Consider the following 15319-nt stretch of genomic DNA (forward strand, 5'->3'; position numbering starts at 1 on the left):
CCTATCCCCAAACTCCTGGCCAGAAGAGGGGAATTGCAGGGATCCCCGGCAACCCTCTCAGTCAGGTTAATATTAATTAACAGTCTGTTGCTGCAAGAACCCACTCGACCCCAGATTGTTACCCACAAGTCGCCATCTGCGAGTTCGATTCAAAAACACCCTTTGGGAGGAAACACTTCCGTGAGTCAGAAAGGTAAAAACAAGAAATGGAGAAGCGCGGGGTTATATGCGCTACTGGCCATCGTCTTGATCTCTTTAGCCACCACCTTCTTTGGTACTCGCCCGCCTGAGCGTTTGGAGATCAGCTACTCCGACCTAATCAGCCGCGTCGAACGGGGCGAGGTCAGCAAAGTTTTGGTGGAGACGGCCCCGGATGGTCGCCAAGTTGCCATTGCCGAGGCAGAAATCAACAACCGCGCCACCCAAGTGCAGGTGAATCTGCCCCCCCTTACCCCTGAGTTTGAGAACACCCTGGTTGCCAACGGGGTGGAGCTGGCCGTGCGTCCTGTCCAAGAGGAGGGGCTACTCGGGCGCATTCTCAGCACCTTCTTCCTGCCGGTTTTGCTCTTGCTGGGGCTCTTTTTCCTGCTGCGGCGGGCTCAAAATGGCCCAGGCAGCCAAGCTCTCAACTTTGGCAAATCCAGGGCGCGGGTGCAAATGGAGCCGAAAACCCAGATTACCTTCAACGATGTGGCCGGCATCGATCAGGCCAAGCTGGAGCTGGCAGAGGTGGTGGATTTCCTGAAAAACTCAGAGCGCTTCACCGCTTTGGGAGCCAAGATTCCCCGCGGGGTGCTGCTGGTGGGCCCGCCCGGCACCGGTAAGACCCTGTTGGCCCGCGCCGTAGCCGGAGAAGCAGGTGTGCCCTTTTTCTCCATCTCTGGCTCTGAGTTTGTGGAGATGTTTGTCGGGGTCGGCGCTTCTCGCGTACGGGACCTGTTCGAGCAAGCCAAGCAAAATGCTCCCTGTATCGTCTTCATCGACGAAATTGATGCGGTCGGTCGCCAGCGGGGAGCTGGCTTGGGAGGTGGCAACGACGAACGGGAGCAGACTCTGAACCAGCTGCTCACCGAGATGGACGGTTTTGAGGGCAACTCCGGCATTATCGTCATCGCCGCCACCAACCGCCCGGATGTGCTGGATGCAGCGCTGCTACGGCCCGGTCGCTTCGATCGCCAAGTTACGGTGGATCGCCCCGACTTCCAAGGCCGCCTGGAGATCCTCAAGGTGCACGCCCGCGGTAAAACTCTGTCTGCGGATGTGGATCTGGAGAAATTGGCCCGCCGTACTCCTGGGTTTACCGGTGCCGATTTGGCCAACCTCCTGAACGAAGCAGCCATTCTGGCAGCCCGCCGCAACCTCACCGAGATCTCCATGGACGAGATCAACGACGCGGTGGATCGGGTGTTGGCCGGCCCAGAGAAGAAGGATCGGCTGATGAGCGAGCGGCGCAAGGAATTGGTGGCCTACCACGAGGCGGGCCATGCCCTGGTGGGATCCCTCTTGCCCAACTACGATCCCATCCAAAAAGTGACGATCATCCCCCGTGGCCAGGCGGGTGGTCTCACTTGGTTCATGCCCAGCGATGACGACATGGGGCTCACCACCCGTGCCCATCTGAAGAACATGATGACTGTTGCCTTGGGTGGGCGCGTGGCCGAAGAAGTGGTCTATGGAGAGTCGGAGATCACCACAGGGGCAGCCAGTGACCTGCAGCAGGTGGCCCGCATCGCCCGCAACATGGTGACCCGCTTTGGCATGAGCGACCGACTGGGAAATGTAGCCCTAGGTCGCCAGTACACCAACATTTTCCTGGGCCGGGAGATCGCCGCAGAACGGGATTTCTCGGAGGAAACAGCAGCCCTCATCGACGAAGAGGTGCGGCGGCTGGTGAACGAGGCCTACCAACGGGCCACCTACTTGATTCGAGAAAACCGCGCCCTCTTGGATCGGATTGCCCGCCGCCTGGTAGAGGCCGAAACCATCGATGGGGAAGAGCTGCAGGCCATCATCGACAACTCTGAGGTGGTGATGCTGCCCCCCGAAGAGGAGCCAGAGCCGTTGACTCTGCCTATGGCCGTCAACGCCAGCGCCTAGTCTCTTTTCCCCAAGCGCAAACCCGGGATCCCTGCTTTTCCTCATTGAGGAGGGGGGATTCCAATGTTTTGCCTGATGTTATTCCCGCTCTCCCTCTGGGTGAGGGGAGTCCACCCTAGCCGGCAACAGCCGAACCCAACAAAGTCCGGCTCGCCTCTGCTTCCAGGGGCTGAGGCTCGTAGATTTTCAGCACGTACTCCGCTACCATGCGGTCGGTGTTGAAAACGGGGTTGAGGGTGCGGATGGCCTCCTTCATGCGGGCAATCCAACGACGTGGGATCCCTTTCTCATCCCGGTCGTAGAACATGGGGATTACTTCATACTCCAACAAGTCGTAGAGGGAGTTGGCGTCCAAGTCGTCTTGGGCAGCGGGATCCAGACCTTCGATTTCTTGGCCAATAGCCCAGCCATTGCGACCGTTGTAACCCTCCGGCCACCAGCCATCCAGTACCGACAAATTCAATCCCCCACTGAAGCCCACCTTTTGCCCTGAGGTGCCAGAGGCTTCCAGAGGGCGTCGCGGGTTGTTCAGCCACACATCGACCCCCTGCACCAAATTGCGACCGACATAGGCATCGTAGTTTTCGATGAAGGCGACCCGGTTGGCCACCTCAGGCCGGTTCGACCATTCCACCACCCGCTGGATCAGGCGCTTGCCCCCTTCATCCCGGGGATGGGCCTTGCCGGCGAAGATAATTTGCACAGGGTACTCTTTGTTGGTGAAGATGCGGGTAATTCGCTCCAGATCTCGCAGGATCAAATCTCCTCGCTTGTAGGTGCTGAAGCGGCGGGCAAACCCAATCGTCAAGACCTTGGGATCCAGCAACTGGTTGACCGCTTGGATGCGCTCATTGCTTTCGCCGCGATTGCGCCGGGCCCGCAACACCCGGTGACGGGTAAAAGACACCAGCCGCTCCCGCAGAGCCTCTTTGCGCCGCCACAGTTCTTCATCTGGGATCTCTTCCACCTTGGCCCACAGTTCCGGGTCTGACACCCGCTCCGGCCAATCGGGGCCCAAGTACTGGTCGTAGAGGTTCCAAAAAAGAGGGGAAACCCAGGTACGGGCGTGAACCCCATTGGTAATGGAGCTGATGGGCACCTCATCCACCGATCGCTCGGGGTAGAGCACACGCCACATTTCGCGAGAAACCCGTCCGTGGAGCTTGCTTACCCCATTGGCCGCCCGCGCATACCGCAAAGCCAGGACTGTCATGTTAAAGTGCTCCCAGGGATCCCCGGTGCGCCGAGCTCCCAAGGCCAAAAATTGTTCCCGCGTCAGGCCCAGTTGAGGCCAGAAGGAGGCAAAGAACGCATCCATCTCATTGGGGCTAAAGGCATCGTGGCCAGCCGGCACCGGTGTATGGGTAGTAAACACACATTTTTCCCGCACCTTGGCCTCCGCCGTCTCGAAGGGGGTGCCCCGCGCCACTTCCTCCCGCAGCAACTCCAGCGTCAGGAAAGCAGCGTGCCCTTCATTCATGTGATAAACCATGGGATCCAAACCCAACTGGCGCAGCAGGCGCACCCCACCGATACCCAGGATGCACTCTTGGGCAATGCGAGTATCGGTGCTGCCCCCGTAGAGGTGGGCGGTAATCCAGCGATCGATGGGGTCGTTCTCCGGCAGGTCGGTGTCCAGCAGAAAAAGAGGTACCCGGCCCACGTCCGCCCGCCAGGCCCGCGCCTTCACCAACCGCTGCCGCATCGCCACTTCCACCAACAGAGGGCTGCCATCCGGCTGGCGCACCAGAGTCAACGGCAGAGACTCAAACTCAGAGTCTTCGTAAAGCTCCCCCTGCCAGCCATTGTTGTCCAGGCGCTGTTGGAAGTAGCCCTGACGGTAGAGCAACCCGATGGCCACCAGGGGCACTCCCAAATCCGAGGCCGACTTGAGGTGATCGGCAGCCAACATACCCAGCCCGCCAGAGTAGGTGGGCAAAGACTCGTGCAAGCCGTATTCGGCACAGAAATAGGCAATAGGACGCTGCCAGTCGTAGGTTTTCATGGTGCGCTTGGCCCAGGTATCCTCAGCCGCCATGTACTTCCGATAGGACTGCACCATCCGGTTCAACGTGTTGAGGTAGTTCACATCGGTGGCCAAGGCTGCCAACCGCAAGTAGGAAACCTCCTCCAGCATGCGCACCGGGTTGTGGGAGGTTTTTTCCCACAGGGCGGGATCCATTTCCCGGAAAATGGTGAGGTGATCGGGGTTCCAGGTCCACCAATAGTTGCGGGCGATCTCGCACAGGGGCGTGAGCGCTTCCGGCAGCACCGGACAACGTTCGGGAAAAGCAGGAGCTAAGGTGGCAATGGACATAGGACAGATACCTGGGGTTAAAGTTATGGGCTCGAAAAAGAAGAGGTAGAGGTCGATCCTGGTAAACGTATCTCAATTATTATTGAGCCTATTATTGAGCCGATCCTGAGGATTCTGAGGGGGGAATTCAAGATCTCTACAAAATCTTCAGGGGACGTAACCCAAATTTTCCAGGGCTTCTCCCGATCTTGCCACAGCAGCGCGGAGCCTTCAAAAACAGGGGTCGCAGGCAGGCCAGCTTTCGATTCCGGCAGAAGCTGCCCGTCTAGAAGCTGCCCGTCTATCGTAAGAGATGGTGCAACATTAGAGTTAACTCAAAGTTAACAAAATCTACAGAACCCCAACGAACCCTTGGGAAACCCCTCCAGATCTGTATAGAATGCTCAGAATGCTGCTTTCCATAAGCTCTTAAAAACTGCAGCTACTTTTGCTACCAATCGATGATTTTGTTGGCTTCTCCCTGAAGTTGAGCCCTAACGTCCTTCCACCACTGCCAAGGTGGTGTTGCGGTAGTAGTGGCTGAGGATCTGTTGGTAAGAGTAGTTTTGGCTGGCCAGGGCGGCAGCTCCCCACTGGCTCATGCCCACCCCGTGCCCGTAGCCCCGCCCATGAATCTCAAAGAAAGCTGGGAATGTCCCTGCCACAGGAGCCAGGCTGGCCGTAGTGGTGGCCTCCCCGCGCGGGCTAATGGCAATCTTTGTGCTGCGCAACCCAAGAGCCCGACGAAAATCGCCGGCATTGAGATCTTTGATCCCTTGGGATCCCGTCAAGCGCACCGTGATTGCCCGTCCCCACGGGGAGCTGCGCAGTACCTCCACAGAACGAATGGCACCGATCCCGGCAGCCAATTGCTGAATCTGTTGGGCAGGAACGGTGGCCGTCCAGCTAAACACCGGTGAGTGGTGATCGAAATCGGGCACCCCCTGCAAGTAGGGCCGCGATTCTAACCAGACATTGCCTGCATCATCTGTATGTCCCCCCGCAGAGGAGTGGAAAACCGCATTGATCAACTGCCCCTGGTGGATGAGAACCTGCCCGGCGGTCTCACGGGCAGCCGCTTGGGTACGGCTGGATTCGGCAGCTACCCCCTTGTAAACCTGCCAATCAATCCCGTTTCCTAAGTCAAAAGGCTGCTGGGAACGGCGACTGCGGTGGTAGAGGGCATAGGTGCGGGAGGCCACGGCTTGGGCTTTGAGAGCCTCCATGGGAAAACGGTGTCCCATCTCGCTGCCCACTACGCTGGAAACGTAGTCTTCCAAGCCAACTTGGTTGATGGCAATCACCCCACGCTCGCCGGGGATCAACTCCACCAAGCCACGGTACCAATTCTGGTCGATAAACACTAACCCATCGGAGGTGGTGGGCTGTAGGTAAAGACGTTCTCCCTGTTGGCCGGCCAAACTGACTGCTGAACCCGAACGGCTGGCCTGCAGCGGTTGCATGGCCTGCACCTCTGCCAGCGGCTGTCCCTGGGCATTCAATAGGCGGGCTCCGGTAGAGCTGCCGACGGTGACCTGGGGCTTGTTGACGGCAATACCTACCCGCAGCAGCACCCGTGCCTGCACCGGAAAAGTTAAGCACAGCCAAGCCCAAACCAGGAGGGCAATACCTCTAATCGAGGCTGATGGCGGAGGAGAGAAGGAGAGGGTAATAGTCACACACCAATCCTCTGGGAAAGAGTATCACAGCCGGCGAGGGATCCCGGACAAGTCGGGTTTTGAGAATCCAGGCATAGGGCCGACGCACCCTCAACAACCCAAGCGGCCACCGTTGGGCTCAAGAGATCCCGCACTCGGAAAGCCTTTTTTGAGGCTGGTGCGGGATCCCGGGCAAGGGCCAGCCGAACCCGTTATGACAGTATCAAAAACATCCTGCAGATGCACGACTTCAACCCAGAATTTTCCGCCCCCAGTCCCTCGGTCAGGATTCAGCCGGCTCAGAGGGGATCCCGCGCCGGTGGCAAAACCACTGCTGCAATAGGCGGCGACACTCGGCCTCGCAGACTCCGCCGATGACCTCCGGGCAATGGAAGCTGGCGGCAGAAGCTGGCAAATTGAGCACGCTGCGCAGTGCTCCGGCCTTGGGATCATCGGCGCCGTAGATTACCTGGGCCAGCCGCGATTGGCTGATTGCCCCCGCACACATGGGGCAAGGCTCAAGCGTGACGTACAGCCGACAGCCCTGCAGCTGCCAATCGCCCAAGCGCTGCCCTGCCTGCCGTAGGGCCAGAATCTCCGCATGGGCCGTGGGATCCCGATCCCGTTCCCGCCGGTTACTGCTCAGGGCCAACAGCTCTTCCCCTGGCCCGACCACCAGAGCTGCCACCGGAACCTCTCCGGCTTCTCCCGCTTGCTCAGCTTCTCGCAAGGCCAACTGCATCCAGGCGCGGTGGCGCTGCCACAGATCCCACCCTTGCGGCTCGGAGGAATGGAGCTCGCTCGGATCCCCGATCATTTTGGGTGTTTCGAGCACTGCCTTTGCCCGCAAGATTTGCTAAGGTGAACACACATACCCCGAAATCCGAAAGGAAGAGTAAAAATAGGTAGAATAGGCCAGGAGTGAACTGAGTTTCGACGGCGTAAGTCAGGGAGCTGGTTCACGCCTTTTGAGTCTTGGCGATACGGCTTAGCTTTGGGAGGGATCATGGCGCGGATTCTACGGCACACACTTTTGGCGATGGCTCTGTTTGGTGGAGGCGTCGCGGGTGGGGTCTGGCTATCGTCTCGATCGGGGCAGGAGTGGTTACAGCAAACTCCTCTGGTCACTTGGACGCAACGGGCCGGTGAGGGAGTAGGATCCCTTTTGCCCTGGTCTGAGCCCCGCCCTGAGGCTGCGAATTCTGCCCCTCCCGCCGATGCCGTCCGGCCTTCTAATTTTATTGCTGCAGTCGCCCAAAAGGTCGGCCCAGCGGTGGTGCGCATCGATGCCACCCGCACCGTGTCGAGGGGGGTCAACCCAGAACTGTTCAACCAGCCCCTGTTTCGCCGCTTCTTTGGGGATCAACTACCGCAGTTGCCGCAGGAGTTTCGGCAAGAAGGCACCGGATCGGGCTTTATCATCGACGCCAGTGGCCTGATCCTCACCAACGCCCATGTGGTGGAAGGCAGCGAGCGAGTCAGGGTTCATCTGCTGGATGGGCGCACCTTTGAAGGAGAGGTGAAGGGCTCAGATCCGGTTACCGATATCGCAGTGATCAAAATTGAGGGGGAGAATCTGCCCACGGTTACCCTGGGTAACTCTGACTTGGTGCGACCAGGGGATTGGGCTATTGCCATTGGCAACCCGCTGGGCCTAGACAATACCGTGACTGCCGGGATCATCAGTGCTGTTGGGCGCTCCTCCGGGCAAATTGGGGCTGTCAACAAGCGGGTGACTTTCCTGCAAACGGATGCGGCCATTAACCCCGGCAACTCGGGTGGCCCACTGCTGGATGCGGAAGGCCGCGTGATTGGGGTGAATACGGCCATCTTCCAGCGGGCCCAGAGTGTGGGCTTTGCCATCCCCATCAACCGCGCCATGGACATTGCCGAGCAACTGATCCGTGACGGTCGGGTAGAACACGCCTTCTTGGGCATTCGCATGATCACCCTCAACCCTGACATTGTGGCGCGCCTCAACCGCGACCCCGCTCGTCCCACCACGCTGACAGTGGAAGAAGGGGTCTTGATCGGGCAGGTGATTTCGGGATCCCCGGCTGAGGAGATTGGCTTGCGGGAGGGGGATGTGATCACTGAAATCAATGGGCAGGCCATCCGCGATGCCGAGCAGGTGCAGCAGTTGGTGGAAGCCGCTGGGGTGGGCAATACGCTGACGCTGCGGGTCATCCGAAATGGACAGGCACGCACCTTCCAGGTGAAGACGGGAGTGCTGCCCGTAGACTTCTAAGCAGTTTTATGTGCCGTCAATTTACTGATCCCCGTGACACAATGGCCCTAGAGGCGGGGGTCAGGTATGGCTTGGGCAGTCGGCGAAAGACTACAGGGGGGGCGCTACCGCATTGAGGCCATCTTAGGAGAGGGGGGCTTCGGCATTACCTACCGGGCCTGGGATAACGTCCGTGCCGACCAGGTGGTCATCAAAGTTTTAAGCGACAGCATCAGTCGGGATCCCGAATATCCCCGCTTCCAGCAGAACTTCATGAACGAGGCGCTGCAACTGGCCCGCTGCCACCATCCCCATGTGGTGAAGGTGGAAGAAGTGATCTGGGAGCAGGAGCGCTGGTGTATTGTGATGGAGTACATCCGCGGCCAGACTCTGCACCAGCTTCTGCGGCAAAAAGGGCCGTTGCCCCTGCCGGAAGCCCTGCGCCTGACGCGGGAGGTGGGATCTGCCCTGATGGCCTTGCACGAACAGGGGATCCTGCATCGGGATGTGAAGCCATCCAACATCATGGTGCGGGAGGGATCCGGGCAGGCAGTTTTGATCGACTTTGGCCTAGCTCGCGGCTACACCCAAGGTCTGATCCAACGCCACACCTCCTACGGCACCGATGGCTATGCTCCTCTAGAGCAATACGACAGCTTGCGCCGCCGCGGCGCCTTCACCGATGTCTACGCCTTGGCAGCAACCCTCTACACGGCGCTGACGGGGATGGTGCCTATGTGTGCGCCAGTGCGGGCCACAGGCCGCCAGTTGGATACCCCTCGCAGCCTTAACCCCAACATTCCCGAGGTTGTGGAGGCTGCCATTCTCAAAGGGATGGCTCTCCACCCAGAAGAGCGCCCGCAAACCATGGCCGAGTGGCTGGCACTGTTACCGGCAGAAGCCTCTCAACAAGGGAGGAAGCCGGTTGCTTTTGAGCCAGCCATCCGCACCCAAGAGCTGAGGGAGCTGGAGCAGATCTTGGCCCAGCCTCCACAACCCCAAGACGAGCTGGAACAGCTCCTGTCCCGGCACTCGGCGGAAGAGCTAGAGCAACTGGTGGCACCTCCCACCCCTGCCACTGCCAAAAAAGCTGGAAGAGAAGAGGGATCCGGATCCCTGATTTTTCCTGAGGTCTGTCCAGAGGAGAGAGGGAAGGGGGGATCCCTGCCCGGAACTCTCTCTTGGCCAGAGTGGGTGGGGGAAGCAGCCCCTGCCTTGCAAGGTCTGTGGGATCGGCTGCGAGCGGGGCAGTGGGGGGAGGCGGATCGCTGGACGACAGCCCTGATGCTGAAGCTTGCTGGGCGCTCGCAAGTGGGCTTTTTTGATCCCAAGGATGTTCAGGCCTTCCCCTGCCCCATGCTGCGGCTGATTGACCAACTGTGGGTGCGGGCCAGCCATGGGCGCTTTGGCTTTACCGTCCAGAAGCAGCTTTGGCAGGAGTGTGACCCGGAGGGAAGAGGAGGGATCCGTTCGGGCTCCTTCTTAGCCTTGCCCCGCGAAGACTGCATGGGGGAAAGAGTCGGCTGGCAGGTGCAGGGCCGCTGGCTGGGGTATGGGGAGCTCACAACCCGTCTGGCAGCGCCCAAGGGTCATCTGCCAGTGGGCTTTTTTTGGGGCTACTCAGGTGGCCTACGTGCGGCGCTGCTGATGCTGGATCGGGCGGTATTGAAAAAGTTCAAAGCTTGCCTGTAAAAAACTCCCCCCTCCCAAAGGGAGAGGGGCTGGGGAGTGAGGGGATAGAAAGCCCTAGTAGCGGTGCACCAGCTTGTTGATGGGCTTGAAGATGTCTGCCTCAAACTTTTTGCCCTTGAGCATGCGGTTCCAATAGAGCCAGGGTAATAGATGCACCTTGGCTAGGTACATGGAGTAGCGCTCCCGCGTTGGGTCCAGGGGGAAGGAGGGAGCTAGCTTTGCATTGTAGGCAAACTCAGCCATGATCAGGGAGTTGTAGCCCGTAATCAAGGGGCAGCAGGTGTAGCCGTCGTAGCGGGCCACTAGCGGCTTCGACTGCATGGCGGCCAAGAGGTTTTCCGCCAGTACCGGCGCTTGCTTGCGGGCGGCAGCCGCCGTTTTGGACGTTGGCAGAGAAGAGGCATCTCCCAAGGAAAACACGTTGGGGTAGCGGGTGTGCTGCAGCGTTGCCTTATCCACATCCACCCATCCTCCCGGCCCGGCCAGGGGGCTGCGCTTGACAAAGTCCGGAGCGCTCATGGGCGGAGCCACGTGGATCATGTCGTAGTGCAGGCTCACCTCTTCTTTGCCATTGTCGGTGGTGACTTCAAAGATGGCTTCCTGAGTCTCAGGCCGGATGGCTTTGAGGTTGTGCTTGAATTTCACCTGGATCCCTCGCCGCTCTACCACCTTCTCCAGGGCGGCGCTGTACTCCGGCACGGCAAAGAGAGTGGGAGTGGCTGTGCAGAAGAGAACCTTGGTGTTGACCCCGACGCCGCTCTTGCTTTTGAAAACATCGTCGGCCAGGTACATGATTTTTTGGGGGGCGCCACCGCACTTGATTGGGGTAGCCGGGTACGTGAAGATGGCTGTTCCCCCCTTGAAGTTGCGGATGGTCTCCCAAGTGTAGGGGGCGTAGTCCTTGGAGTAGTTGCTGGTTACTCCTCCTTTGCCCAGCGCCTCCGGCAAGCCCTCGATCAAGTGCCAGTCGATTTGGATCCCTGGGGCAACGATGAGGTAATCATATTCGATGATCTGCCCGCTCTCCGTGATCACGCGGTTGTGATCCGGATCTAGCTCCGCGACTCGCGCTTGGATCCACTTAGCTCCTTTGGGGATCACGGTTTTTTCATCGCGAACAAACTTAGCTAGCGGTGCAATGCCCCCGCCCACCAGCGTCCAGCCCGGCTGATAGTCATGCTTGTCGGATGGCTCGATGATCGCGATGTCGAGGTTACGCTTGCGCTCCAGCAACTGGGCCGCTGCGCTGATGCCGGCAGCCCCTCCTCCCACTACAACAATTTGATGGTGAATGACAGGTTGCGAAGTTCTGGAGATGGATCCCTCGACGCCAGGGCGCCCGTTCGTTTGGGTGGAGGCGGGTGGGGATTGGGTTTTGAGTTCCATTGGCTTAGTAGTCGTTGACACAGCAGTTTCCTCAAACAGAACTGAACTTGAGCTCAAGAAGCTGTTTAGTTTAATGCGGAAGAACCTGTTAAATGACAGCCAACAACCCCGAACTGGCAATCCGTAGAAGACTCTGCAGATTGCCAGCCTTCAGGAGCTGCAGCTGGGAAACAAGCGTAATCATAACACCCGATAAGAATATAGCCATTTTTTCAAGCTGTCGAGAATTTGAGGCAAATCTTAGCCTGGGACTTAGGCTTTGTTGACGCTGGTGGCAGCAGTGGCATCTCGGAGGATGAGCAGCATCCGCTAGGCTGTGGACTGTACGAAGGATTTGCCGCTGGGTTCACGGCTGGCCTTCAAGTTCTGTTGCGATTCAACTGGAGACCTTCATCACGATGGCAAAATCCATCCCTGCTGGCTCATTGCCGGTTGCTCCCTGGCACGCTCTGCCCGAAGAGGATGTTGCCCGCCAAATTGTTGCAGAGGAACTGCCTCTGGCAGCGCTTTTGGAGCGGGGTCTATCTCAGGCTGAGGTGATCCAGCGGCAGAAGCAATATGGCCCCAACGAGCTAAAGGCCAAGGCAGCTACCCCGGCCTGGGTGAAGTTTCTGCAGCAGTTCAACCAATCCTTGCTCTACATCTTGATGGTTGCCGGGGCGGTCAAGGCGTTCTTGGGATCCTGGCGCAATGCCATCGTGATCTGGGCGGTGGTGGTGATCAACGCCCTCATCGGCTACATCCAAGAGTCCAAAGCGGAGGAAGCGATTGCCGCTCTGGCTCGGTCGGTGGTGACGGAGGTTACTGTCATCCGGGAGGGGCAAAAACTGCGGGTGCCCTCGCGGGAGCTGGTGCCGGGGGATGTGGTGCTCTTGAGCTCGGGAGATAAGGTGCCCGCCGACCTGCGCTTGCTAAGCGTGCGCAACTTAACAGGTGGATGAATCGGCCCTGACAGGGGAGTCGGTGCCGGTGGAAAAACGGCTGGGATCCCTGCCAGAGGAGACTTCTCTTGCGGACCGCCAGAACATGGCCTACGCCGGCAGCTTCGTCACCTTCGGCCAAGGGGCAGGAGTGGTGGTGGCCATCGGCAACCAAACCCAGACGGGCCGCATTTCTGAGCTGATCGAGGAAAGGGGATCCCTGCAAACTCCCCTAACACGCAAGTTCGAGGAATTCAGCCTCATGCTGCTCAGGATCATCCTCAGCTTGGCCGGGCTCACCTTTTTGGTGGGATTGGCTCAGGGACAGGGGGCGGCCAGTGTCTTTGAGGCGGCAGTGGCGCTGGCGGTGAGTGCTATCCCCGAAGGCTTGCCGGCGGTAGTCACTGTAACCTTGGCGATTGGGGTTTCCCGCATGGCAAAACGCCACGCCATTATCCGCAAGCTGCCGGCGGTGGAGACCCTGGGCAGCGCTACGGTAATTTGCTCTGACAAAACCGGCACCCTCACGGAAAACCAGATGACGGTGCAGGCCATCTACGCCGGATCCCAGCTCTACCAAGTTACGGGCAGTGGCTACAGTCCTCAGGGACAAATCCTGGCCCAGGAGGGGGGTGATCCAGTGGAAGTGGAGCGGCTGCTGGCGTTACAGGCTTGTCTCTTGGCCGGCTGCCTCTGCAATGACACCCGTCTGCAACCCAAAGACAACGGCCAGTGGGAGGTGGTAGGGGATCCCACCGAGGCGGCTCTGCTTGTGGCGGCTCAGAAAGGGGGCTTGGATCGAGAAGATCTGCAGCGCTGCCGCCCTCGCCTAGATACCCTCCCCTTTGAATCCCAGTTTCAGTACATGGCTACCTTACACAGATTGGGGCCGGAGGAGCATTGCATTTACGTCAAGGGATCCGCAGAAGCTCTCTTGCTGCGCTGCTGCAGCCAGATGGGATCCCAAGGGGAGATCCAGCCCTTGGAAGCAGAGCCGATTCGCCAGCAGGTAGGCCTTGGCGCTGCAGGGGCTGCGAGTTCTGGCCTTTGCCCAATTGACCGGGTGCAGGGATCATGTAGCCGTGGCGATAGGCTCCTACAAGTTCTAGGCCTGCCGCTTCTGCTTTGGAAAACAGAGTCGGGAGCACCACGTAGTTTGGCGCCCAACTTGGGATGGGGATGTAGAGCCTTTTTAGCTTGTATCTTCTCTCTCTCTCTGCTCCTTCCCCTTCTCCTCCTTGTTGTTGCCCCCCTTCTTCTCCTCCCGACTCCTCTATGTACTTCTTATAGACCAGTATTATCCTATCGGCCCTCCAGCTCCCAAGCCGGTAATAGATAATCTCGCGGGTTTCAGTTTCTCCCCCTTCCTCACCTTCTTCTGGTGGGGGTTGACCTCCTTCTTCCTCGGATGCTTCTCCACCTACCTTAATTTGCTTAACTACCTTTATGTCGTCCTCAGTTGCCCGGTCTAAGCCGAGAAGCCTACCAGTCCGCTCTAGGCAACGGCTTAGAATCGGTATCGATTTATACATCCGCCTCCTTGAGCCTTTCTCAGGGTTGATGACCAACACCTTGAGGCGGTGTTCACCTAGTTTATAGACCAACCTTCCGGGCATAGTCCCCTTCTTGCAAGCCGATAGTCCGCGCCAGGGTAGCACGCTTGACCTAACTGAGTCAACTACCCGGCCCATTGAAGTAAATAATAAGGCGCAATCAAAAAGTCCTTGCGGTAAAACCGTCCCCAGCAGCCAAACTCAGGTGGATCACTCAGATCTAGAGGAAGGGCTGATTTTCTTGGGCTTGCAGGGGATGATTGACTCGCCGCGGCCAGAGGCCATTGCCGCCGTGCGTTCCTGTCAAACGGCTGGGATGCAGGTGAAGATGATCACCGGCGACCACATGCTCACGGCTCAGGCCATTGCCGAGCAGATGGGCTTGGGCGGTGGCAAACCAGTCAAAGCCTATAGCGGCCAGGATCTGGAGCGGCTCAGCCCCGAGAAGTTTGTTACAGCCGCCAATGAGGGATCCGTCTTCGCACGGGTGGTGCCAGAGCAAAAGCTGCGCCTGGTGGAAGCTCTGCAAGCGCGGGGGCAGATCGTGGCCATGACCGGCGATGGCGTCAACGACGCTCCGGCCCCAAAGCAAGCAGATGTGGGGATTGCCATGGGGCGAGGCGGCACCGAAGTGGCCAAAGCTGCTGCCGACATGATCCTGACCGATGACAACTTCGCCTCCATTGAGGCAGCCGTTGAGGAGGGGCGCACGGTTTACAACAACCTGCTCAAAGCCATTGCCTTCATCCTGCCGGTGAACGGGGGGGGAATCGATGACGATTCTCCTCAGCGTGCTGCTCAACCGCGAGCTCCCCATTCTGGCCATTCAAGTGCTGTGGCTAAACATGATCAACTCCATCACCATGACGGTGCCTCTTGCCTTTGAGCCGAGCACAGGCCGAGAGATGACTCGCCCACCGCGGGATCCGGAGGCCAACTTGCTCTCTCCTAGGCTGCTGCAGCGCATCCTGCTGGTGTCCGTGTTCAACTGGATCTTGATCTTCGGGGTTTTTGAATACATCGAACAAACCACCGGCAACCTTAACCTGGCCCGCACCATGGCCATCCAAGCGTTGGTGATCGGGCGCATCTTCTACTTGCTCAGCCTCAGCCAGGCCATTCCTACCCTGTTGGGCCGTGGACGTGCCAGCCAATTGGAGCGCCATGAGCGCCTCATGGATACAGCAGCCATTGCCATCGGCATTGGGGCGGCCATCCTGCTGCAGATCCTCTTCAGCCAGTGGAGCCTGTTCAACATTATCTTCGACACAGCACCCCTGTCTTGGGAGCAATGGGGCTTTTGTTTGCTGGTGAGCTTGCCACTCATCGTTGTCTCAGCGGCAGCCAATCGAGTGGATCCTGAATGAATAACTTGCTTTGGGCAACTCGCGCTCACTGCGCTCCCATCTGAAGAAGTGCCGAAGAGGGGATCCCTCAGCCATTACTCAGATGTAGCCGGCCTCTGCCAAGAGATAAAAATGCCTGCTGGC

7 protein-coding genes and 2 pseudogenes are annotated in these 15319 nt (G+C 58.8%); 5 read left to right on the forward strand and 4 right to left on the reverse strand.

Features of this window, described 5'->3' with window-relative positions; translation table 11 throughout:
- Positions 1 to 180: 180 nt before the first annotated feature.
- Positions 181 to 2097: an ATP-dependent zinc metalloprotease FtsH gene (gene ftsH, locus NW816_RS00375; protein WP_414407848.1), complete on the forward strand. Its 1917-nt coding sequence runs from the start codon at positions 181 to 183 to the stop codon at positions 2095 to 2097.
- Between the two features lie 115 nt (positions 2098 to 2212).
- On the opposite strand, the gene glgP is transcribed toward ftsH, so the two are convergent.
- From glgP to NW816_RS00390, 3 genes are all read right to left on the reverse strand, one after another.
- A complete protein-coding gene (gene glgP, locus NW816_RS00380; protein WP_414407849.1) occupies positions 2213 to 4414 on the reverse strand; it encodes an alpha-glucan family phosphorylase in 2202 nt (733 codons plus the stop codon).
- Between the two features lie 473 nt (positions 4415 to 4887).
- On the reverse strand, positions 4888 to 6072 hold the full coding sequence (locus NW816_RS00385; protein WP_414407850.1) for a SpoIID/LytB domain-containing protein: 1185 nt from the start codon (positions 6070 to 6072) through the stop codon (positions 4888 to 4890).
- Positions 6073 to 6334: 262 nt separating this feature from the next.
- The gene (locus NW816_RS00390) at positions 6335 to 6868 is read right to left on the reverse strand and encodes a nucleoside deaminase (RefSeq protein WP_414407955.1); all 534 of its coding nucleotides are present in this window, start codon (positions 6866 to 6868) and stop codon (positions 6335 to 6337) included.
- 189 nt (positions 6869 to 7057) lie between these two features.
- Between NW816_RS00390 and NW816_RS00395 the strand changes: the two genes are divergently transcribed.
- Both NW816_RS00395 and NW816_RS00400 read left to right on the forward strand, forming a co-directional pair.
- On the forward strand, positions 7058 to 8299 hold the full coding sequence (locus tag NW816_RS00395) for an HhoA/HhoB/HtrA family serine endopeptidase (protein WP_414407851.1): 1242 nt from the start codon (positions 7058 to 7060) through the stop codon (positions 8297 to 8299).
- Positions 8300 to 8365: 66 nt separating this feature from the next.
- Positions 8366 to 9970 (forward strand): serine/threonine-protein kinase, encoded by a 1605-nt coding sequence (locus NW816_RS00400; protein WP_414407852.1) that lies wholly within the window; start codon positions 8366 to 8368, stop codon positions 9968 to 9970.
- Between the two features lie 54 nt (positions 9971 to 10024).
- On the opposite strand, the gene NW816_RS00405 is transcribed toward NW816_RS00400, so the two are convergent.
- Positions 10025 to 11377: an FAD/NAD(P)-binding oxidoreductase gene (locus NW816_RS00405; protein WP_414407853.1), complete on the reverse strand. Its 1353-nt coding sequence runs from the start codon at positions 11375 to 11377 to the stop codon at positions 10025 to 10027.
- 377 nt (positions 11378 to 11754) lie between these two features.
- On the opposite strand from NW816_RS00405, the pseudogene NW816_RS00410 reads away from it, so the two are divergent.
- Positions 11755 to 13370 (forward strand): annotated as a pseudogene (locus NW816_RS00410) (cation-translocating P-type ATPase); the annotation flags it as partial.
- Positions 13371 to 14007: 637 nt separating this feature from the next.
- Positions 14008 to 15196: pseudogene (locus NW816_RS00415) on the forward strand (HAD-IC family P-type ATPase); the annotation flags it as partial.
- Positions 15197 to 15319 lie beyond the last annotated feature (123 nt).

This window comes from Synechococcus sp. W55.1 (assembly GCF_047461655.1).
Lineage (GTDB): Bacteria > Cyanobacteriota > Cyanobacteriia > Thermostichales > Thermostichaceae > Thermostichus.